Origin of the sequence: Fodinibius roseus (genome assembly GCF_900129315.1) — a bacterium.
GTDB lineage: Bacteria > Bacteroidota > Rhodothermia > Balneolales > Balneolaceae > Fodinibius > Fodinibius roseus.
The window spans coordinates 21,710-44,268 of the sequence record NZ_FQUS01000014.1 but is presented as its reverse complement, the minus strand read 5'-3'; the positions used below and the strand labels follow the sequence as shown (position 1 = coordinate 44,268).

Annotated in this window: 17 protein-coding genes; 14 read left to right on the top strand and 3 right to left on the bottom strand. The window is 47.4% G+C overall.

Annotated features, from left to right (window positions below; translation table 11 throughout):
• Positions 1–26: 26 nt before the first annotated feature.
• The 9 genes from BUB16_RS13275 (at position 27) to BUB16_RS13240 (ending at position 12,203) form a co-directional block, all read left to right on the top strand.
• Positions 27–1,595, top strand: a complete 1,569-nt coding sequence (locus tag BUB16_RS13275; RefSeq protein WP_073065210.1) for a RagB/SusD family nutrient uptake outer membrane protein — start codon at positions 27–29, stop codon at positions 1,593–1,595.
• A 508-nt stretch (positions 1,596–2,103) separates the two neighbouring features.
• Positions 2,104–5,325, top strand: a complete 3,222-nt coding sequence (locus BUB16_RS13270) for a VCBS repeat-containing protein (RefSeq protein WP_170864389.1) — start codon at positions 2,104–2,106, stop codon at positions 5,323–5,325.
• 291 nt (positions 5,326–5,616) lie between these two features.
• On the top strand, positions 5,617–6,492 hold the full coding sequence (gene rfbA / locus BUB16_RS13265) for a glucose-1-phosphate thymidylyltransferase RfbA (RefSeq protein WP_073065204.1): 876 nt from the start codon (positions 5,617–5,619) through the stop codon (positions 6,490–6,492).
• Entirely contained in the window at positions 6,492–7,604 is a 1,113-nt protein-coding gene (locus BUB16_RS13260) for a GNAT family N-acetyltransferase (protein ID WP_073065201.1), read from the top strand. The genes rfbA and BUB16_RS13260 overlap by 1 nt, the downstream gene beginning before the upstream one ends.
• A gap of 12 nt (positions 7,605–7,616) precedes the next feature.
• Positions 7,617–8,807, top strand: a complete 1,191-nt coding sequence (rffA, locus tag BUB16_RS13255) for a dTDP-4-amino-4,6-dideoxygalactose transaminase (RefSeq protein ID WP_073065198.1) — start codon at positions 7,617–7,619, stop codon at positions 8,805–8,807.
• Complete coding sequence (locus tag BUB16_RS13250) at positions 8,758–9,930, top strand: TDP-N-acetylfucosamine:lipid II N-acetylfucosaminyltransferase family protein (protein ID WP_073065195.1); 1,173 nt, start codon at positions 8,758–8,760, stop codon at positions 9,928–9,930. Before rffA ends, BUB16_RS13250 begins: the two co-directional genes overlap by 50 nt.
• 6 nt (positions 9,931–9,936) lie before the next feature.
• On the top strand, positions 9,937–11,244 hold the full coding sequence (locus tag BUB16_RS13245; protein WP_073065192.1) for an MOP flippase family protein: 1,308 nt from the start codon (positions 9,937–9,939) through the stop codon (positions 11,242–11,244).
• A gap of 11 nt (positions 11,245–11,255) precedes the next feature.
• Positions 11,256–11,381, top strand: a complete 126-nt coding sequence (locus BUB16_RS22050; protein WP_280173657.1) for a hypothetical protein — start codon at positions 11,256–11,258, stop codon at positions 11,379–11,381.
• Between the two features lie 66 nt (positions 11,382–11,447).
• Complete coding sequence (locus tag BUB16_RS13240; RefSeq protein WP_073065189.1) at positions 11,448–12,203, top strand: sulfotransferase family protein; 756 nt, start codon at positions 11,448–11,450, stop codon at positions 12,201–12,203.
• A 141-nt stretch (positions 12,204–12,344) separates the two neighbouring features.
• Here BUB16_RS13240 and BUB16_RS13235 read toward each other — a convergent pair whose 3' ends face one another.
• Genes BUB16_RS13235 through BUB16_RS13225 form a run of 3 tightly spaced genes read right to left on the bottom strand, consistent with a single transcriptional unit; the run spans position 12,345 to position 17,938 of the window.
• Entirely contained in the window at positions 12,345–13,169 is an 825-nt protein-coding gene (locus BUB16_RS13235; RefSeq protein WP_073065186.1) for a 3-keto-disaccharide hydrolase, read from the bottom strand.
• A gap of 32 nt (positions 13,170–13,201) precedes the next feature.
• Positions 13,202–16,657: a DUF7133 domain-containing protein gene (locus BUB16_RS13230; RefSeq protein ID WP_073065183.1), complete on the bottom strand. Its 3,456-nt coding sequence runs from the start codon at positions 16,655–16,657 to the stop codon at positions 13,202–13,204.
• A 27-nt stretch (positions 16,658–16,684) separates the two neighbouring features.
• A complete protein-coding gene (locus tag BUB16_RS13225; protein ID WP_073065180.1) occupies positions 16,685–17,938 on the bottom strand; it encodes an MFS transporter in 1,254 nt (417 codons plus the stop codon).
• A 291-nt stretch (positions 17,939–18,229) separates the two neighbouring features.
• Between BUB16_RS13225 and BUB16_RS13220 the strand changes: the two genes are divergently transcribed.
• The 5 genes from BUB16_RS13220 (at position 18,230) to BUB16_RS13200 (ending at position 22,554) form a co-directional block, all read left to right on the top strand.
• Positions 18,230–19,177, top strand: coding sequence for a sugar phosphate isomerase/epimerase family protein (locus BUB16_RS13220; protein ID WP_073065177.1), 948 nt, complete (start codon positions 18,230–18,232; stop codon positions 19,175–19,177).
• A 134-nt stretch (positions 19,178–19,311) separates the two neighbouring features.
• Positions 19,312–20,256: an amidohydrolase family protein gene (locus BUB16_RS13215; RefSeq protein WP_084088277.1), complete on the top strand. Its 945-nt coding sequence runs from the start codon at positions 19,312–19,314 to the stop codon at positions 20,254–20,256.
• Between the two features lie 58 nt (positions 20,257–20,314).
• Positions 20,315–21,196: an amidohydrolase family protein gene (locus tag BUB16_RS13210; protein ID WP_073065174.1), complete on the top strand. Its 882-nt coding sequence runs from the start codon at positions 20,315–20,317 to the stop codon at positions 21,194–21,196.
• Positions 21,197–21,592: 396 nt separating this feature from the next.
• Complete coding sequence (locus BUB16_RS13205; protein ID WP_073065171.1) at positions 21,593–22,135, top strand: RNA polymerase sigma factor; 543 nt, start codon at positions 21,593–21,595, stop codon at positions 22,133–22,135.
• A gap of 8 nt (positions 22,136–22,143) precedes the next feature.
• Positions 22,144–22,554, top strand: coding sequence for a hypothetical protein (locus BUB16_RS13200; RefSeq protein WP_139240305.1), 411 nt, complete (start codon positions 22,144–22,146; stop codon positions 22,552–22,554).
• Positions 22,555–22,559: the final 5 nt, after the last annotated feature.

Here is a 22,559-nt window from a genome sequence, read left to right as displayed (position 1 = left end):
AAAATTAACATTTGGAGTATTTGATTATGAAAAGTCTGACTTACACACTATTGTTGTTGATAGCGGTTATCGCGGGCGGATGCACCGATTTGGCTGATGTGGACGAAGATGGCATCAGCCGTGAAACGGTCGGAGGCAGTGAGAATGAAGTTAGCGACCCTGCTGCAGCCCTTCGGGGGGTATATACACAACTGAATGATCTGAGGGGAGCGGGGGGGACCTTTGCCTTGATGGAGCACCCCTCTGATGAGCTGATGGGGCCGACCCGGGGCACTGACTGGAGTGATTTTGGGGTGTGGCGGCAGCTTCATCTCCATACGTGGGATCCTTCCCATGCCGAAGTGTTAAACGCATGGAATCAATTAAACGCGGGAGTCTTTCGGGCCACCCAGGTTATTGATGCTGGAACGGCGGATCAACAGCAAAAAGCGGAAGCCCGGTTTTTAAGAGCCTTCTTCATGTATTATGTGATGGATTTTTTTGGGCAGGTTCCCTTTCGCCCCTCGGATGCGGGACCGAATGATATCCCGGAAGTCTATAGTCGTTCGGAGGCCCTTGAGTTTATAATCGATGATCTGACGGCCGCCCGACCGGATCTGCCCACTCTGACTTCCTCGGCGGCCGCTGCTACGGCAACCCGGGAAGCGGTTGATTTCTTGCTGGCCAGGTTGTATCTCAACAGGGCCGTTTATACCTCCTCCTCAGCAGAGAATCCTTCCGCCGGTCCGTTTACTTTTGAGGAAGATGACATGAATGAAGTGATCGCAAGGGTAGAAAATCTTGAGGCCAACAGCTACCTTGCGCTAACTGATTTTTATGACAACTTTCATTGGAATAATACAACGCTATCGGATGAATTTATCTTTGTCATCGACGAAGAGGAGGGAGGGGAAACGACTTTCAATCATTTTTATATGACGCTCCATTACAATCATAGTCCCACGGGATGCTGCAACGGATTTACTACGACTCCTGATTTTTACAGTAGGTTTCCGGAAAATACGGATGATGTAAGAAAGAGTGCTTATATTCCCGAAATGACTTCTGAGACGGGGATCCTGGCAGGTTTTCTGGAGGGACAGCAGTACGGTGAATTCAACGGTCCGGGCGACCCTGTGGAGGGCACCGCTCTTAATGACCGGGGTGGAAATGCGCTTGTTTTTACACCCGAAGTGGACTTGTTTTATGCCAATGAGCGCATGGGCATTCGCGTTATCAAATACCTGGTAAATCCCGACAGACCTGAAGAGGCGGGGACGGACTATGTTTTCTTTCGTTATGCGGACGCTTTGCTTATGAAAGCCGAGGCGCATTTTCGCAAGGGAGAATCGGGACAGGCACTTGATATTATAAACGAGATCAGAGATTACCGGAATGCTTCCGAGCTCTCCAGTGTGGATGAGCAAACCATTCTCAATGAGCGTGGTTTTGAATTGTATTGGGAGGGGTTGAGAAGAACGGATCAAATACGATTTGGCACTTTTACGGAGGCATGGAGTGAGAAGGAACCTTCCGATCCCTTCAGGGTACTTTTCCCCATCCCGCAAAGAGCGCTTGATACAAATCCGAACCTGATACAAAACGAAGGGTATTAAGCTTAATTAAAGAGTAACACAGTAAACGCCTTGTGCTGTTGAAAAGAAAAGCCATCACAGGGGCAAGGGGGATTTTACCTGTTCAGTCGGGTACCCTTTCTTTGCAAGTATGGTGTGCCCGAGCCACGGGAGGCAACCACATGCCTATAGAAAAGAGAAATATGGAAGGGACATTGATCCCGGAGCAGTTGGCGGGACAAGGGTTGCGGCTTTGAGAAAAAGCGGGGGTTGTTCAATACCAGTGCCTGAGCGATTTCAAAATCGCAGGATGTATGTGGCCTATAAAGGGGGAATTTTAAAAATCGCGAAAATGCAGAAATGGGCCAAAAGAACGGTCTTGCAAAGAGATCCATGTATTTGTAATCAAACGATAACAAGCGAACAGTAAACAGTGTATAGATACCGCTTTTTTTTAACGATTGTGTACTTCTTGTTCCTATTAACAGGTTGCCGGTTCTCTCCGGATCGGTTTACCCGCTTGTCCCCGGAAGAAACCGGAATTCATTTTGTGAATGAGCTGACAGAGACGCCCGCCTTAAACATTTTCAATTACCTGTATTTTTATGACGGGGGCGGGGTGGCCGCAGGTGATGTGAACGGGGATGGTTTGCCGGATCTCTTTCTCACCGCAAACCAGAAGCTGAATAAGCTGTACCTGAATAAGGGAAACTTTCAATTCCGTGATATTACCGGTCGGGCTATCGGAGATAAGGGAACCGATTGGTCCACGGGCGTTGCCATGGTGGATATCAACAGCGACGGGCGATTGGATATTTACGTTTCCAATGTGGGGGATTACCTGAATATTGAGGGACAAAACCGGCTGTACGTTAACAAAGGAAATGACGGGCAGGGTATTCCCCGGTTTGAGGAACAAGCCGGCCGGTACGGGCTTGACCTGGTTGGTTTTTCAACGCAGGCAGCTTTTTTTGACTACGACCGGGACGGGGACCTGGATATGTATATGATGAATCATTCGGTTCATTCCAACAATACCTTCGACCATGCTGAAATTCGCCATAATACCCACCCGCTGGCAGGGGATAAATTGCTGCGAAATGACAACGGCACGTTTGTCGATGTCACTGAAGAGGCCGGTATTTATAGTTCAGCCCTTGGGTATGGACTGGGCATCGGTATCTCCGACTTGAACAGCGATGGTTACCCGGATATTTATATTGGAAACGACTTTCACGAGGACGATTACCTCTATTTGAATAACGGGGACGGCACGTTTACCGAGTCGCTGGGAGAGATGATGCCCCATACCAGCCGGTCTTCAATGGGAAATGAGCTGGTTGATATTAATAATGACGGACTCACGGATATCTACTCGCTCGATATGCTGCCGTCGGAATACGAGACACTGAAAGCTTCTGCAGCTGAAGACCCTATTCGAATTTATCAAACAAAATTGAAATATGGCTATAAACATCAATTTTCACGCAATACCCTTCAGTTGAACCGAGGAAGCGGCAACTTCAGTGATATCGGCCTGCTGGCCGATGTTTATGCAACAGACTGGAGCTGGGCCACGCTTGGGGCCGATTTTGATCACAACGGGCACGTTGATTTGTTTGTGACAAACGGAATCAAAGGTCGGACCAATGAGCTGGATTACATTGAATTTATTTCCCGTGACTCCATTCAGACCCGCCTGAAGGGAGAGATGGCTCCGGAAGCACTTGAGTATTTAGAGCGGATTCCCGAGGAGAAGGTCCCCAATTTTATGTACAAAAATGAGGGCAGGCTGCAATTCGAAAATGTTGCCGAATCCTGGGGATTGGGCAGGGATAGTTTTTCAAACGGTGCTGCGTATGCCGATTTGGATCGGGACGGGGACCTGGACCTGATCGTCAATAATGTTAACCGGAAGGCTTCGGTTTACCGGAATAATACCCGCGAAAAATTTAAAAATAATAATTACCTGAAGGTTCAGTTTAACGGTCCGGAAAAGAACCCGTTTGGTATTGGTGCAGCCGTCAGAATACCTCGAGCGGAAGATAATATGATCTTCCGGGAGATGTACCCGGTCCGCGGTTATCAATCATCGGTGGAATACGGCTTGCACGTGGGACTGGATTCGCTGGGAACCGTGCCGGAAGTGGAAGTTACCTGGCCGGATGGAAAGGTGGAAAGGAGGAAAAACGTAGCTGCCAATCAAACGCTTACCTTGAATTACACTGATGCAGGAGAGCTAAGCAATCCCGGTCATGTGGACGAAAGTTCTGAAAACCTGTTTACAGAGATTACAGAGACTTTTGGAATTGCTTATAAGCATGAGGAAAATGATTTTTTGGAATATAACCGGGAAGCGCTCATTCCCAAAATGGTTTCCAGAGAGGGACCTGCATTGGCTGTTGCGGATGTAAACGGGGATGGATTGGACGACTTTTATGCCGGAGGAGCCAAGCGGCAGCCGGGTGAGTTGTACCTGCAAAAGGATCAAGGAGGGTTTATAAAAAAAGAGACGATGGAATTCAGGAATGATTCGACCTATGAAGATGTGGATGCGGAATTCGGTGATTACGACAGCGACGGTGACCAGGATCTGTTTGTTGTCAGCGGGGGCAACGAGTTTTACGGTAATTCCGAATATATGCTGCCTCGTCTCTATGTTAATGACGGCCGCGGAAATTTTGTGCGTGATAAGCAGGCCGTACCAGGGATCTATCTTACAGGATCGGTCCTGGCCAGGGGGGATATAGAGGATGACGGGGATCTTGATCTGTTCATTGGAGCACGCGCCGTTCCCTGGAAATATGGGGTCCCTCCCGAAAATTACTTGCTGATTAATGACGGTGGCACATTCAGGGTTCGAAAAACGGGATTGGGAGAGCGCGTTTCCGATCTGGGGATGGTGACGGATGCTGAATGGGCTGATATGAACGGAGATGGAACCCCGGATCTTGTCGTTGCTTCCGAGTGGGAGGAGATAAGAATTATCTACCAGGGAGGGAAAGAAGCTTATGCTATTTCCGGGACCTCCGGTTTGTGGAACACGCTTGCGGTGGCCGATATCAATGGAGATGGCGCAAGGGATATTATGGCCGGTAATTTGGGGCTTAATTCAAAATACAAGGCCACCGAAGATGCGCCTGTTCGAATGTACGTCAATGATTTTGATCAAAATGAGTCGATTGAACAAATTGTCACGTATGTGGATGAGGAAGGGAAAGAACGGTTATTCGCGACAAAAGACGAATTAGCTGAACAACTAAATTATATAGACGATCGATTTGAAACGTATCAGTCTTTTGCCGAGGCTTCTCTTACTGATGTGATTGACCGGGATTTACTTAATGAGGCTACAATTTATGCCCTCCATGAATTGCAATCCAGTGTCTTTTATAACAGGGGAGAGGGAAAATTTGATAAAAAATACCTTCCCATTGAGAGTCAGTTTGCCCCTTTGCATGACTTTTTGCTGACTGATATCAGCGGTGATGACCGGGTGGATGCGATAGGAGTAGGTAACTTTTATAATGTAAATATACAACGCGGTAGATACGACGCTGGCTATGGAGAAATGTTCGTAAATGACGCAGGAACACTTAAAAGAATAGCAAACAGAAATATTAATTGGTTTCCAGAGGGACAAATACGCAGGGTAGAATTGATAGAAACAGATGGAGGAAAAGTATTGATTACGGCTGAAAATAACGGCCGGCTCCGTTTTTTTGAATTTAATGAAGATTTTCAAATGGATGATATGTCCGTCCACCGGTAGAAACATTAGCCCTGCCGGGAGAATGCTCATCAGAATTTGGAAGTGGAACAAATGAGGGGAAGTGATTGTATACAGGGATCGTGTCCGAGTACGAACATCCCCTGATAGCTATCTAACGAAATAAAAAAGATGAGATGTATAGCTATGGTTGAAATAATCCGGTATTTTGATCTCCGATATCCCGTGGTTGTATTATCATGATTTAAAATTCAGAATAAATAATTTTTATCCGATAACTTCTTATAGCGAAAGTTGTTATATCGGACAATAAAATTAACTTGAATAGTGACTATGAAAGGAATTGTATTAGCAGGCGGAAGTGGTACCCGGCTCTATCCTGTAACCAAGGCGATCTCCAAGCAGCTTGCGCCGGTATATGATAAACCCATGATCTATTACCCCTTATCGGTACTGATGTTGGCAGGCATTCGGGAGATTTTGATTATTACGACGCCCAAAGACCAGGAACACTTCAAGAATCTGCTGGGCGATGGCTCTGACTGGGGGATCAGGCTATCCTATGAAGTTCAAGCCGAACCAAAGGGATTAGCCCAGGCTTTTACCATTGGGGAAGATTTTATAGACGGGGACGATGTGTGTCTGATTCTGGGCGATAATATTTTTTATGGACAGGGTTTCCAATCCAAACTGGATAAGACGGTAAAGAATTTTTCCGGCGCCACGATTTTTGGCTATTGGGTACATGATCCGGAGCGGTTTGGGGTCGTAGAGTTTGATGATGACTACAATGCGCTATCCATTGAAGAGAAACCGGATAAGCCCAAGAGTAGTTATGCCGTGACGGGCCTTTATTTTTATGACAACCGCGTGGTGGATATAGCGAACCAGCTGGAACCCTCCGGGCGGGGTGAACTCGAAATTACGGACGTCAACAAGCAGTATTTGGAATGGGGTGAGCTGAATGTGGAATTGTTGGGACGTGGATTTGCATGGCTGGATACCGGAACGCATGAGGCGATGAGTGAAGCTTCCCAGTTTATAGAAATAGTAGAAAAAAGACAGGGCTTGAAAATTGCTTGCCTCGAAGAGGTCGCGTGGAGAAAAGGATGGATATCAGAAGAACAGGTTCTGTCCATAGGAAGGGAACTGGAGAAAAGCAGCTATGGCAGGTATGTTCAAAACATAATCAAAAAAAATGTTGAGTAGTGGAAGCAATAACGTATTCAAAAAAAGAAAGCAACCGTTTTAACAAAAAGTTTTACAGGTTAAAAACAGAAGCGCTGGAGATTACCGGCCTGCAAAAGCAAATAATTGATGAGGGTGTTGATATCCTGGTATTACGATTACCTTCGTCCGGTATTGATAATCATCATAAACTATCAACGATGGGGTTTCCCTATTTGCACGCTGATACGCTTGTTTACTATAAAGCCAGGATCAGTGAGCTTGACATAAATGAGATTAGAAATGACCTTGCCTTTATAAGGGTCGATGAAAATAACCGGGATAAGCTGGAAAATATGATACCGGTGATTTTTGAAGGATATAAGAATCATTATTATTCCAACCCTTTCCTTGAGCCGGCGAAAATAAGTGCCGGCTATGTAGAATGGGCCGTTTCTTACATGAATGAAGAAAATAAAATTTCCTGGCTTGTTGAGAAGAATAACAAAATAGCAGGATTTGCGACCTGTTCGTTTGATGGCAAAGGCAGCGATTGCAGGTTTGTACTTTTTGGCGTATTACCCGATTATGCAGGACAGGGAATTTATTCCGATATGATCCGGTCTGCCCAGGGATATTTTAAAGAAAGAGGATATGAGAATGCATGGGCATCCACCCAAGTCCAGAATTATACCTCACAGAAGGTATGGACGCGGGAGGGTTTTTGGGTGGATCACTCCTATGAAACCTATCATATTAATGCGATGCTTAGCTTTTCTGCAAACGAAGTCCAATATGATGGTTTTACGATGACCGAAGACGATTTAAATAGGACCGGAGGGGACAGAATTATATCTCGTCCCAATGATAAATTTGCGAGAGAAGAAGATTCCGAAATCCGTATCGTACCACCCTCTATGACTGAAACGTATTTATCTGACTACCTTGAAGAGAAATTTTCCGCCGGGGGATCAAAATTTATCACCAGATCCAATGTGTTCTTAGCACCTCTTTCTTTTAAAAAAGAATATCACACCAGGATTTCCACCCAAAGTCAAAACGACAAGGAAGTTAAGACGGTGCTTGCAACCATATCGGATCCGACGGGGAATCACTGCCTGTTGTCGTATAACACGCTGTTAAATCAATCTTAAGGTTATCCGCTGATGAAAAAGGAAAGTATAAACATCCCCTTTAATAAGCCCTTTCTCACGGGCAGGGAGCTTGATTTCATAGAAGATGCCGTCACTGACGGGAAAATTTCCGGCAATGGCAAATACACCAAAAAATGCCACGATTTTTTTAAAAAAAAGTATGGCTTTAACAAATGCCTTTTAACAACCTCCTGTACCGATGCGTTGGAAATGGCAGCGATCTTAACTGGTATTGAGCCCGGTGATGAAGTGATTATGCCCTCATATACCTTTGTGTCCACGGCCAACGCCTTTGTCTTACGAGGAGCTGACATCCGATTCGTTGATTCCCGGGAAGATCACCCGGGAATGGATGAGGAGAAGGTTGAGGGGCTTGTCAATGAAAATACCAAAGGAATTGTGGTCGTTCATTATGCCGGCATAGCCTGCGACATGGATAAAATTATGCGTATTGCCGACGAGCACGATCTATATGTGGTAGAAGACGCTGCCCAGGCTGTCAATAGTTTTTATACGCACGCTGACGGGCGACAACGTCCACTGGGAGGAATAGGTCACCTGGGAACCTTCTCCTTTCACGAGACCAAGAATGTCATTTCAGGAGAGGGGGGCATGCTGGTTGTGAATGATGATCATTTTACCGAGCGGTCGGAAATCGTATGGGAAAAGGGAACCAACAGGTCCGCTTTTTTTCGGGGCGAAGTCGATAAATACGGCTGGGTCGACATAGGTTCCTCCTTCTTGCCCTCTGAACTTAATGCTGCTTTTTTATATGCGCAGTTGAAAAACCTAAAAAAAATTCAGGCAAAGCGACTGGCTATATGGAACAGGTATCACCAGGAACTGGAGCAAGTATGCGGCAGGTTGAATATCAGACAACCTGAAATCCCCGACTACGCTACCAACAATGGCCATATGTATTATTTAGTCTGCAGGGATGGTAAGCAGCGGGATGCCCTTATTTCCTATCTCAAAGAGAGAGATATTCTGAGTGTATTTCATTACCTGTCTCTTCACCGGTCTACGTTTTACGAGGATAAGCATGACGGTCGGGAACTGCCGCAGTCTGACAACTATTCCGACTGCCTTGTGCGATTACCATTCTATTATGAGTTGACAGAAGAGGAACAAGAATATATTATAAGAACTATTCATGAATTTGAAGAACACTTCAAAGCCCATCATTCACATAGCCAGGGATGAAAAGTTTATTGATGCGGCCCATGATATTTATGAACAGGCATTTCCCGGCAAGAACAGGTTTATCATCCTGCTGCAAGACAGGGAAGATGAGATAAACTACCTCTCAAAAGTGGAAGCCTATGAATTCCTGTATACTTCTGAAAGTTATCTTGCCGAAGTTCATACCATCATTGACGAAGGTTGTATCGTGATCTTTCACGGGATGAAATACGATCAATCACAGGTTGCGCTATCCATTAAAAAAGAAAACGTCACCCTGGTCTGGTCGGTATTCGGATCTGAGGTGTATGGGAATCCCTACCTGGTTGGAAATGAAATTTATGGTGCGAAAACGTACAAGACCTTTGTTTTTACCTTAAAAAGGATGCTGAAAAATGCGCTGCGGCCCTATTATAGGTTTTTCAGAAGGGACGATGATCTTTACAGGAACATTATTCTGGCCATGAGAACTGTGGATTATGTAGCCATTCTGCACAGGGAGGAACTCCTGCGCTGCAAGGACAGAATCAAGTTGCGTGATGATATAAAACAGCTCCCGTTTACCTACTACCCGATGGATGTCATAATAGACCGTCATTCAGGGATGGTCAGCGATAATAATATTTTATTGGGAAATTCAGCTTATTATTCCAACAATCATTTAGAAGCGTTTGATTTGCTCAAAATGATGGGCATCGGTGACCGAAAGATCATTTGTCCCCTGAGCTACGGAAACGAAGCATATGCTGATGAGATAGCCAAAAGAGGAAATTCCCTGTTTGGCGCCAAATTTCATCCCCTGGCCGAATTTTTACCGCTTAGTGAGTACCAGAAGATATTGCGGGGATGCGGGATCGTGATTATGAACCATTACCGTCAACAGGGAGCCGGCAACATATTGCATGCCATGCATTTGGGAGCAAAGGTCTATCTCAGCAGAAAGAATAGCCTGTATCAATATTTAACGAGAATCGGATGTCAGCTGTATTGTATTGAAGAGGATCTGAAGCCTGATAATAAAAATGCCTTCCGGCTTTTAACTAAAGAGCAAATACAAAAAAATCGTACAATTCTCGAAAGAGAGTTATCCCTGGACAGGATATGTAGCGAACTGCAGCAGAAGTTCAATCCTCTTTTGAATTAATACCGAATGTCCCTAAAAGGAAAAACCATATCCGGGGTAAAGTGGACGACCGTTTCAACAGTGACGTTGGCGGTTGTCGGACTCATTAAAATATCGGTGCTTGCCCGGTTTTTAGATGCCGAAGATTTCGGGCTCATGGCGCTGGTCACTTTCGTGCTGGGGTTTATGGATCTGTTTATGGATATGGGGCTGACGTCGGCCATTCTCCACAAGCAGGATATTACGGATAAAGAATACGCCAGCTTGTACTGGATCAATGTGATCTTCAGCCTTCTGCTTTTTGGAATCATCAGCCTGGTAAGTCCCGCTATTGCCGGCTTTTACGATGAGCCTGAATTAACGATACTGATTCCTTTGATGGCGATCAGTATTATGCTTTCGGCCCTGGGAAGGCAGTTTAAAACTGTAGAGCAGAAACATCTCAACTTCCGCTATATTGCCCTGACGGATATCGCCGGAGCGGCGGTGGGACTCATTGTAGGGATCCTGTACGCCGTCTGGGGATATGGAGTATACGCATTAGTATATGCCGCGTTAACGCACGATGCGATCTCTAATGCGGTATATTTTATCCGGGGGCTGAGGGATCGGGGCATGATGATTCATTTTAAATACAGGGAAGCAAAGCCTTTTTTAAAAATCGGTATCTACCAGGTGGGGGGACAAATTGTCAACTACTTCAACCGCGATCTGGATATTTTGCTCATCGGTAAGTTTTTAGGGTCCGAGGTGCTGGGAGGGTATAGTTTGGCCAAACAGCTGGTAAAGAAGCCGATGTCCATTTTGAATCCTATTATTACGAAAGTAGCAAGTCCTGTACTCTCGTTAGTACAGGATGATCAACAAAAACTGAGGGAGAAGTTCCTTTCATTTTTGAATTTAGTGTCTACAGCGAACGTGATGGTGTACCTGTTGGTGGCTATATGTGCCTACCCGCTGGTCTATGTTTTATATGGGGAAAGTTTCCTGAACATTGTGGTCGTTGTACAAATTTTATCCGCCTATATGTATTTTCGATCGATTGGTAATCCGATGGGCGGGCTGATCATTGCTACCGGGCGCACTGATCTCGGTTTTTACTGGAATTTGATTGTGTTAGCCATCATGCCGGCTGCTATTTATATAGGGGCTCTGTTTTCAATTGAGGCCATTGCCCTGAGCTTGTCACTGACAATGCTGTGCCTGACGCTTTTAGCCTGGAGATTTATAATTTTTAGAATTACCGGTTCTTCATTTAAGAAATACCTGTTGAACCTGGTACCGGATTTGAAAAGATTGTATAGGATTATATTACGAGAGTTATCCACAAGCTAAACGGTGAGGTTATGCGATTTTCAGAATCGTATATTGTTGAGGCGTATAGCATGAAAAACGATGCCAGCGGCCCGTCCCGGGCCGTCCGTGTTGAGAAAAGCGGGTCCGGAACCCAGTACCTGCCGGCGTTGCCTTAAATCTGAGTTGTTGTTCAAATTTTGCAAGGAAAGGATATGTTGAAACACAAGTTTAGAGTATTAAAAGTGAGATTTTATTCGCTTTTTTCGAAGATAAACAGATCTCCCATTATCATACTTGGCAATCAAAAATCAGGCACTTCCGTAATTACCCATTTGATTGCCGATTATGGAGGACTGACGAAAACTGTGGATATCCCCGAGTCGTGGTGGCCGACGCTGGAGGATTTATTGGGCGGTGCTCTTCCGTTAGAAGATTTTGCCCGGAAATACAGCCTTTATTTTTCAAGGGAAGTTATTAAAGAACCCAATCTAACATTCCTGTTCGATCAGCTTTCTCATATCCACCCGGCGGCGAAGTTTATATTCGTAATACGTGATCCCCGAAGCAATATCCGGAGTTTGTTAAACAGAATTTCAGTTCCCGGCCATCTCCCGCAAATGGATGAAGATCTCGCGCGCGTCATACCACCGAATTGGAGAGCCGTGTTTGACGCTTCATTGTGGGACTTGCCCGATGGCAACTATGTCGAGGTTTTAGCCTGGCGGTGGGTGAGGGCGGCCCGGGTATATCTTAATAATCAGGATCGTATTCATCTTGTTCGCTATGAGGATTTTAACGCCGATAAATTGCAAACCATTGAAAAACTGGCTCAAAAACTGGGGATTGTCCAAAAAAGGGAGATAAAGGACCGATTAGATGTGCAATTCCAGCCCAAAGGGAATAAAAGTATCTCCTGGGAGGCATTTTTTGAAGAAAATTTGGATAGGATAGAAGATATCTGCGGCCGGGAGATGGCTGAATTAGGATATGTAAAGTAAAAGAATTAGGGACCGTTGTTTTGGCCAATCTCTATATGTTCACGATTTTACCATTATCATGTCTCGGCTATTTATACACTGCGGTTTTTGAATTCGCTCGGGTTTGGTGTTGAACAAAATTCCCTGGTATTTCAAAGGCCTTTACTCAAGAGGCAGCAGCTCGATGTTACGGAAATGCACGGGGTGGCTTTCCGCCTGGAGGGCGATATATCCATCCTCGATCAGCAGGTTATCCGGGTCTGTAACAAGGGTTTTTGTATTGGTGTCGCTTGTGTCATATTGAGGCCTTGAATAGGCAAGAACTTCTTCACCATTCACAAAATGTTTGACAATATCCCCGCCATTCACTTCTGCTTCCACCTCTACCCATTGACTGCCGTGATAGGTATCGGAACCTGACTGCGTACAATGCTGGGTGATGAGTTCGCCGTCCATTTCGATATGCGTACCCATCGAGCAAATGTTGGCTGTGGGACGCTCGTTCTCGCCGTCTCCTCCCAACAGCTGGACCTCAATAGATACCGGGGACTGTTGATCCAGTGCCATCGATTCGGGGGGTTGGCAATGAAATTTGATACCACTGTTCCGATACGCCCAGTCGGGGGCTCCGGGTATTTGTTCGCCGACAAACCGGTATTCGAGTCGTATCTTATATTTAGAATAGGGCTGCTTATAAAAAAGATGCCCGAATTTGCCATCAAAGGTTTCATAGTTTTCGTAAGAGACCTTAAGCAGCCCGTCTTCCACCCGGAACGTATTTTTAAAGTTAACGCCCAGCTCATGGCCGGTAAATTTTGGAGTCCAGCCATCGAGGTTTTCCCCGTTGAACAGGGAAATCCATTTTTCCTGCGGGGCAGGCGTATCCGAGCTGCATGAAAACATAAAACCCATTGAAACAAGGACCAAAACGGCGATGAGGGGAATAAAAAGGACTTTTTTACAGGTAGCATTGGCAATAGGATTCACGGCAAAGGTATTATAAGGTTATAGTGTACGGTTCATTGACGGTTGTAGTCAGCGGTCCCATTCGTTCGCCTGCTGAGAAATTCAACCAGATCCCTCAACTCGTGCTTGGATAAGATGCCTTCCATAGAGTACATGCCGGAAGGGGAATTGATTTGTTCGGCAATTTCTTCTCTTTGAATTTTTCTTGTTTCCCCCTCCGTTACCTCGACGGTAACATAGCTGTCGGTTTCTTCCTCGAGCACGCCCTGTATTTGTTGTCCCGCTTCGGTCGTGATGGTCACAGAACCAAAGCCGGGAGCAATCCGCTTGTTGGGTGCTACCATGGATTCAAGCAGCTGTTCGCGTGTGAGAACATCACCTATCGCTGACAGGTCGGGACCTACGTTCCCGCCATCTCCGCCGACCGCGTGACAGCGAATACACTGCGCCGTGTTATCATTATAGAAGATCTGTTCGCCCTGCCGTGCATCCCCGCCATAAAGGCTTTCCCGGTATTGGGTTGCCTTGTCGTCTTCGGGCTTGGCCTCTTCATACTGTTTCAGCATGGTATTGAGTTTTTCGGAATTAGAGCTGTCTGCTGCACTGATGACATCCAGGTGAACTTCCTCGGGCAGGCTTCCATCCGTTAATTTTTCAAACTGACCGATGAGCAGTTCCGTTGCTTCTTCCGAATCGATGGTGCCCAGTGCCTTTATGGCGCTTTGCTGTTCAACAATCGATCCTTCATTGAGTACGGAAGCCAGCAGCGTCACTTTTTGAGAGCCTGGAACATCCAGGGAGGGGGTCAACCTGAGGGCTGTCATACGCAGCCGCTGGCTCTCGGACGACAAGGCCATTTCGACAGCTTTGTCCATCTTTTCATAGTCCAGGTCCCGAAGAGTATTCAGTGCAGCAATGGTAACCTCGGGAGAAGACCGATCCTGCATCAAAGCAAAGAGATCAGAGCTTGCCTCATTCAGCTTCAGGGTACTGACAGCCTTGATCAATGCAATTTTAACATCATCATTGCCGCCGGATAATATGGGATCGATGATAGTGCTCAGGGCCTGAACCGCATCGGCCTTCGGGTTTTGAATTTTCCCGCGGTACCGGCCGGTTACCCGGTCAAGGGGGGACGGATCCGGCCATACCGAGAGCGTGGCAATGGCTTCCGTACGCAGCGAATCGCTGACGCCTTCCCGCGTCGCAAAGGAGGCCAGGCGCCGGGCATCGGTCCCCGTGCCGTGGTACAGGCAGGCGTTGATAGCCCGCCGCAGGAGCGGGGTATTGGTAAACGTTCGCTGGTCAAGCATGCGGGCCAACTCCGGGAGGGCCTCTTTGATCAGGGCATCATCATTGATAGCCCGGGCGGCGTTCGTTACCACGAATGCGCTTTCGTCGGACAAGAAACGGGCTACTTCGGGGGCTTCCATCCGCTTGAGGGCCACAACGGCTGCTATTCTAACCGCTTCCGAGGGGTGGTCGGACAACTGCGCGACGGCCTGCACGTCTCCGATGCGAGCGAGTGCAATAGCGCCGCCGTGCCGCAGGTAAATGTCCCGGTCGTTATTTGCTTCCAGCATGTCGACAATAGGCTGCACTGCAGGCCTGTGCCGGATGCGTCCCAGTGCCTGCGCAGCAAAAAATTGAACGCGCAGCGATTCATCCTTCAGCAGGGGAAGCAGCGCATCGGCGTCCCCCGAATACCGAACATCTCCAAGCGTTTTAGCAACCTGTGCTCGTATCTCGGGATCCCCGTCCTTCAAATAGGGCACCAGTGATTCAGCCTCTTCAATCTCTTCCCGGGCCAGTTGTCCGACTCCCCATATGCCGTGCAGCCGTGCCAGCTGATGATCCTGTTGTTCAACCGCCTCCAGCAGGTGCTGTTTGGACGACCGGTCAACGAATTCAAACTGGGCCTTTTTTCGCACTCGCATATCTTCATGTCGCAGCAAAGAGAATAAGCGCTCCTCCTCGTAGGCGGCAAAGTCATCGCCTAACAGTTGTTTGGTCTCTTTCCTGATAGCCGAGCCGGTTTCATCCGGATAGTCAATTCGCCAGATACGTCCCATATCGTTCGTATTCCAGCTTTCGATCCAGTCGGCAAAGTAAAGCGCGCCATCGGGACCAAAGTCCAGACCTGTGGGCAGGATGCCCCGCATGAAAGGCTGGTCGGTATCCAGTTCAAAGGAAGCCCCTTTGGGCTCAAGGGTAAATGCGTTAATCGCTGAACCGGAGGCACCACCGACGAAATAGGAGACAAAAAAGTGATCTTTCCATTTGTCACTGAGCGCAGTGCCGGGATTATAGGCCATGCCGGCGGCCCCGTTGATGTAGTTGGCCACCGGCGGGAGAATATGAGCGGCCTGGTCTTCAAACCGGGGTTTAAAGTAGTTCTCATCCATCCAGACTTTATAATCGTTATTTTTTGGATCCGTATATTTCCCGAACTGCCAGTTGATCCGCCACCCGCTGTCGGAGCCGTTGACAATATATACCACACGCTCCTGCTCCCCGGCATGATCCCCGTCGTGATCCACCGATATCATGTTTCCATATTGATCAAAAGAGAATTCATGGGGATTACGGAGTCCGGCAGCGAAGACTTCGAAATTACTGCCATCCGGCTCGGATCGCAGGATGGCGCCCTGGTTGGGATAAAACCAGCGCTTCCCGTCGGGTCCCTCCACGTTCAGCCCGACATCCCCGACACTCCAGTAAATTCGTCCGTCGGGTCCCGTCGTAAGTCCCGACATACCGTGTCCCCTGAAACCGAGATGGACCCCGTAGCCATAGCTGATAGAGGTTTTGCTGTCAGCCATCCCGTCGTCGTTGGTGTCCCGGGTCCGCCACATGTCGGGCGCAATCCCGACAAACACATCCTCGTCGTGGGACAAAACCGCTCCCGCCACATCCGATTCCCTATTCCGGAAGTCCCGCAAATAGAGTTGGGAATAGTCGGCTATGCCGTCGCCGGAACGGTCGGAAATCCTGTAAATTTCCTCCCCGTCGACCGTCAGATCTTTCCAGTCGTGCGAACCGTCCCCGTTCAGATCTTCCAGCCAGCTGCTGGTCTGACCGCTGTTTTCAGGGGATAATGTTTGCGTTAAAAAATTCGCCCGTTCCTCCACGGTGGTCCAGCTCATTGATTCTGTCATCCAGTCCTCATGCCAGCGGATATCGGGTTTGGAGCTGCTTCTGCGGTTTGTAACAGAGACAAAAGCCTCCCCGTCATTAGTGACATCCAATCCGATGGGATCAGCCAGCAGTTTTTCGGAAGCCCAAAGGCTTAGCACCAGATCATCATCGGCGAGTTGAACAGACACCTCACTGCGAATCGTTTTAGCATCCCCTGCGGCTTCTTCATCCGGGATCGAAGTGATTTCCAGCTCCGGCTGGTTACCGCAACCCGTGACCATGAATAACAGGGAGGAAAGCAGGAGTATTTTCAGCAGAATAGGGTATTCATCGTAAGCTGGCAAATAGCAGTCATTTCCGGGAAGCGACATCAGTGTTTTTTCTTTTGATTAAAATCATTATACCGTTATATCCTCAGCGGTGGTGTCTTCATCCAGCACCTGGTCATTGAAGAAGATGATGAAGAATATCAGGACGGCGGCAGCAAACGCAGCGGGTATCCACCAGAAGTCATGCCACTGGGCCAGGCTCAGCGACGACGCCGTCCCCAGGAAGGCATTGTATACTTGTCCCGCCACCTGCGCACCGATCAGCATACCTACCCCATAGGTAATAAGGACAATCAGTCCCTGCGCCTGTCCCCGGATCTCAGGGGTCGACTTTTTATCCACGTAAATTTGTCCCGTCACAAAGAAGAAGTCATAGCAGATACCATGCAGCGCAATACCGGTAAGGATCATCCATATGATGGGGTCTGTGGCTCCCAGGGCAAAGAAGGCATAGCGCAAAACCCAGGCAAACATGCCGGCCGCCAGCATCCATTTGACGCCGAGACGGACAAACATGGCAGGGATCAGCACCATAAAGATCGCTTCCGACATTTGTCCGATCGTAAGTGTAGCAGCGATGTTATTGAACCCGGCATCACCCAGGAAAATCTGAGCGAAGTTGTAATAAACGTTTAACGGGATACAGATCAAAAGGGAGCTGGCCAGGAATACATAAAACGATTTGCTTCCCAGCTGTTTCAGTGCGTCAATACCGATAATGCTGCGGACAGAAGTTTCTTCGCCGGCAGCAGGCGGCGGCGTATGAGGAAGAGTAAAGCTGTAAAGCCCCAATAGCAGGCTTGCAGCCGAGGTTAAGTAGAGGGGCAAAGCGGTTTCCTCAGGTATGGCATTTTCCGCTAAAAACTGTCCCAATACAAAACTGATAATCAGTCCCGCTACAATCCAGCCGATTGTCCCGAACACCCGGATAATGGGAAAATCCTTTTCCTGGTCGTTAATATGATGGAAGGAGAGGGTGTTTGCCAGGCTCATCGTCGGCATGTAGCACAGGTTGTAGGCCAGCAGCAACAGGATAAAAATAACCGGACTGTCAACAGCCATAGGCGTTAAAAGCATGAAGACTGCACCCAGAATGTGCAGGAATCCCAGCACCTTTTCCGTGGAAAAATAGCGATCGGCAATAAGTCCCACAAAGAAAGGCGCCGCTATGGCTGCAATGGGATTCACGGTAAACGGCCAGTGTGTCAGGTTCTCCATTCCATTGGCGGTCATATACACGGCAACGGTAGAGTACCAGGCCCCCCATACGAAAAACTCCAGAAACATCATGAGGCTAAGCTTCGCTTGTAATAATCTATTCATTAAGTAATCCTTGCGTTTTAGTCCGATTTATGATTTGCAGTATCCGTTTTTTTCACAACTAAGTATGTAAAAAAAATATCACAGTTTTTGTAAAATTATTTTTTGGGTAATATGACAAAAAAATAGCAAGGAGCAAATTGCATCCCATAAATATTTTGTTACATTATAAATACGAAAGTAATCATGCAACTGACAACAGCAGCGACAATTATTGGAAGGCAGGATAACTGTAGTGAAGGATATCTGAGAAGACCGATATTTGTGCTAAAAATATTTTTGACGTAGATTATTATGGATAGAAAGCATTTTTTACAGGTGGGAGGATTGGGCGCAGCGGCTGCATCAATATCAGTAACCGGCCTTATTTCAGCATGTAGCTCAGGAGAAACCTCAGAGTCGGTGGACGATCTTTTTTTTGACATCTCTCTGGCTCAATGGAGCTTGCATAACGCTATCTTTGACGGGGAGATGGATCATCTTGATTTTCCGGCCACCACCAGGAATGAGTTTGGGATCACTGCCGTGGAATATGTGAACCAGTTCTTTATGGACAAAGCGGAAGACACCGATTACCTGGATGAGATGAACAGCAGGTGTGATGACCTGGGAGTGAATCAGATACTCATTATGGTTGATGGGGAAGGCCCCCTGGCAGCTATCGATGACGGGAAACGCCGGGAAGCGGTGGAAAATCACTATAAATGGGTGGAAGCGGCCGAATACCTGGGGTGCCATTCCATTCGCGTGAATACTCGTGGAGACGGAACGAAAGAGGAACAGAAGAAGACAGCCGTCGATGGTTTGGGAAGCCTGGCTACCTTTGCCGAAGATTATGATATCAATGTGATTGTTGAAAATCACGGCGGTTACTCTTCTGATGGTAAGTGGCTTGCCGATGTAATGGAGCAGGTTGATATGGAGAACTGTGGTACGTTACCCGATTTCGGTAATTTTTGCCTAAAAAGCGAGGACGGAGCCTGTGTCGAAGAGTATGACTATTATACCGGGGTCGAAGAAATGATGCCGTATGCCAGGGGAGTCAGCGCCAAGAGTCACGACTTTAATGAGGAGGGTGAGGAAACAAATATCGATTATCGGAAGATGCTAAAAATTGTGAAGGATGCCGGATATACCGGACATATCGGAATTGAATATGAGGGAAGTGAGCTCAGTGAGATTGAGGGGATCAAGGCGACAAAAGAGTTGTTAGTGGACGTTGGAAAAGAACTCTCGGCATAGGTAATGGATCGCACGGGTTATGCAGACATCCAGTAAAAGACAACTGTGGCTTCCTAACCCGCAAATCTTAAATCGCAGGTGCTCTCTCGTTTCTTAAACAAAATAAGAGGTGATAACATCAAAAAAACAACCAAATGGATAGACGTCGATTTTTAGAAGAATCTGTTCTGGCGGCCGCGGCATTGGGGGCACCGTTTATCTCGACCGCACCGGCTGTCGGGAAACGCCGGGGAGAAGCCTACCGGCAGAATGAGCAGGCCATACCTTCCGGAGACGGAGCCGTAATTGATACCAATGTCCACCTGCTGTGTTATCCTTTTCGGGATTTCAAGTACGGAGCAACGGAAGAGCTTGTGGACAAACTCAGACGCCACAATATAAAGCAAGCGTGGGCCGGTAGCTATAGCTCGCTCTTTCACAAAAATATTGATTATGTCAACGCCAGACTGACCAGAGAATGCAGGAAGAAAGGTGACGGAATGCTCCTTCCTTTCGGGACGGTCAACCCGATGTTTCCGGACTGGAAAGAGGATCTTCGGCGCTGCCACGAGGAGTACAAGATGCCCGGTATAAGGCTCTACCCGGGCTATCACGGATATTCACTTGAGCAGGAGCCTTTTGCCTCCTTGCTCCGGGCAGCCACAGAGCGGAATCTGCTCGTTCAGCTCGTTATTGCTATGGAAGATGAGCGAATGCAGCATCCACTGGTAGAGGTGCCAAATGTGGATGTTAGCCCATTGCCCGGGGTGTTAAAAGGGATACCTGAGATACGATTACAGCTTGTGCATCCATTTCGCCACGTGCGGGGGGAACGTCTGCAGTTAATGGTCGATGAGACAGGGGTTCTTTTCGAGATTTCCAACCTGGACGGGTTGGGCGCCCTGGGACGCATAATAGAGGGGGACCACTGGTATTTGCGGGATGTTTCAATTCCACCTGAACGACTACTTTTCGGGTCCCATTTTCCTTATTTCCCGCTCGAAAACTCGCTGTTCAAGTTCATGGAATCTCCTCTTTCAAAAAAGCAGGCGAGGACCATCATGAGCAAAAACGCAGAACGTCTTCTGGCGGTACAATAACAAATTCAACAAGTCAAAGTAAAACAACGGCGTGGATTACGCCGGGACTATCAAGCCTATGAGTGACTATAACTTTGCCATCAAACCCGAAGCATACGGTCTTCCATCACGAGAAAATCTCGTGGATATGCGGATCTGGGATCTTCACTATCATGGGTTGAGCAGTCATGCGGAGATCATGCCCTATTTTGACCGCATGGGAGTTGAGCGTGTGTTTTCTCTTGATATTGCCCGCCTCAGAGGGGGCGGCGGAACCGTTTCGGCGGCGGAAGCTGAAAAAAACGCGCAGGAAAACATTGCTTTGCTCGAGAAGGAACATGAGCGTATGTCCGGGATAATCCGCATAGATCCGACTCGGGTCGAGGAAACGCTTGAACTGATCGACCGGCTCATTGCCAACGGCCCCTGCGTGGGAATCAAGACGGGGAGACCGCTCGATGAACCTGTTACTGTTGCACACCCCAACTACGATCCCATCATCCGGCGGCTTGCCGAGCTCGAAGCCATCATCTACATCCATTCTGGATATATGGTCGGCGGGGAGCCCAGAACCTATTATGGAGGGACAAGAGTGGGAGAGGCCCATCCGGGCCATGTAGCCGAGCTTGCGGCCCGGTTTCCCGATGTGCCTCTTATCTGTGGCCACCAGGGAACCGACTGGGAATTGGGGGTACGGGCCATTCGGCCGCATAAAAATGTACTCATGGAGTTCAGTGGTATGGACCCAGCATCGGGCGCCGTCGATTTTGCGGTCAAAGAGCTCGGTGCCGACCGGCTGGTATGGGGCTGCCACGCACCAACCAGGAGCTTTGCGAATGAACTGTCTAACGTCTATGACAGTGATATGAGCAGATCGCAGCGTAAAATGATTTTAGGAGGCAATCTACGCCGTATATCCGCCTCTATTCACCGCCGGAAGGGAATTCCTGTCGACATTTAAAAGTTTCCAGCGTACCTTCATTCCAAAGGGGACAGCGCCAAGAGGAAAAACAACAGCTTCGTCACATTTAGAGGTAAAAACCAAAGGCGAGGACTTTCTTATCTACTATACGGTTATGACTTAGCAAAGGGCACTACGATCGGTTATCAACCTACAGGCAAAATTTTTTAGGTCAAGGAAATTTATCAGGGGGACACTGCCGGAACGTTTGATGGATTTGGAATTATGACCACACGGGTTAGTGTCAACTGAGGGTGCTTGTTTTTGCCAATTATCAAGACCAAGGGACCGGTCGCTTTGCCCGGCCAAAGATATTCTGATTCCCGATAGATTTTTTTAACTTTAAAGTTTATCATAAGAAAATCTAAATGCTCTGCCGGAAGTCATCTGGGGAATATGAAAAAAGGCGTAAAGTTATGGGTCAAAAAAATAAAGGGAGGAGATCGAAAAGCATTTGAAAAGCTTTTTCTCAGGTTTTATGAACCCCTGTGCCAGTTTTCCTGGCAGTTTACCCGCTCACGGCATGTTTCTGAGGAGTTGGTACAAGAAGTGTTCCTGGCGGTTTGGAAGTCAAGAGAAACGCTTGATTCAAAAAAAGACGTAAGATCCTATTTATATCAGTCCGTTCGAAACAAAGCCCTCAATCATATTAAGCATCAGGAACTGGCGGAGGAGTATAATAGCAAAATTGAATGGTTATCACCCACCCCGGTAACCCAGACACATCATTACGGGGAGCAATCGGAGTTTGAGAAGGCTGCAAAAAAAGCAATTGAAAATCTTCCTGATCGTGCCCGTCAAGTTTATAAGCTAAGCCGGAAAGACGGGCTCACCTATCGGGAAATCTCAGACGTCCTGGATATATCTGTTAAAACCGTGGAGTCCCAGATGAGCAGGGCTCTTAAAAAGTTACGCAATTCTCTTTCGCAGTATCTGTAGAGGCGACTTTGCAATACCGTTCTTTTGACCAATCCCTGCATCTTTGCGCATTCAACATGCTCACTTATGTCTTATGTGCTGCGGTTCTGAATTCGCTCAGGGTTGGTATTGGTCAAGATTCCTGGTATGCCAAAGTCTTCCATGATTTTTGTGATGTTATTATGCTCCTTCATGCATTGAGTCCGGGACCTATAGACACCTGTGCAATACTTTCCGTTCCGTGCAATCGTGTTGCGGTCAGGCAGGCTGAAGTACTCATGGAATGGCATAATCATTTATTTGATACGTTTTTCAAAGCCACTTACAGTGATATTACAGGTGAGCTTTTGAATATCTTTCACGGGATATCGAATATTTTTTCTTTTTTTGGAAGAAAAATAAAAAATATTACAGGGTACCTCTTTTCTCAGTTGTATTAACAACA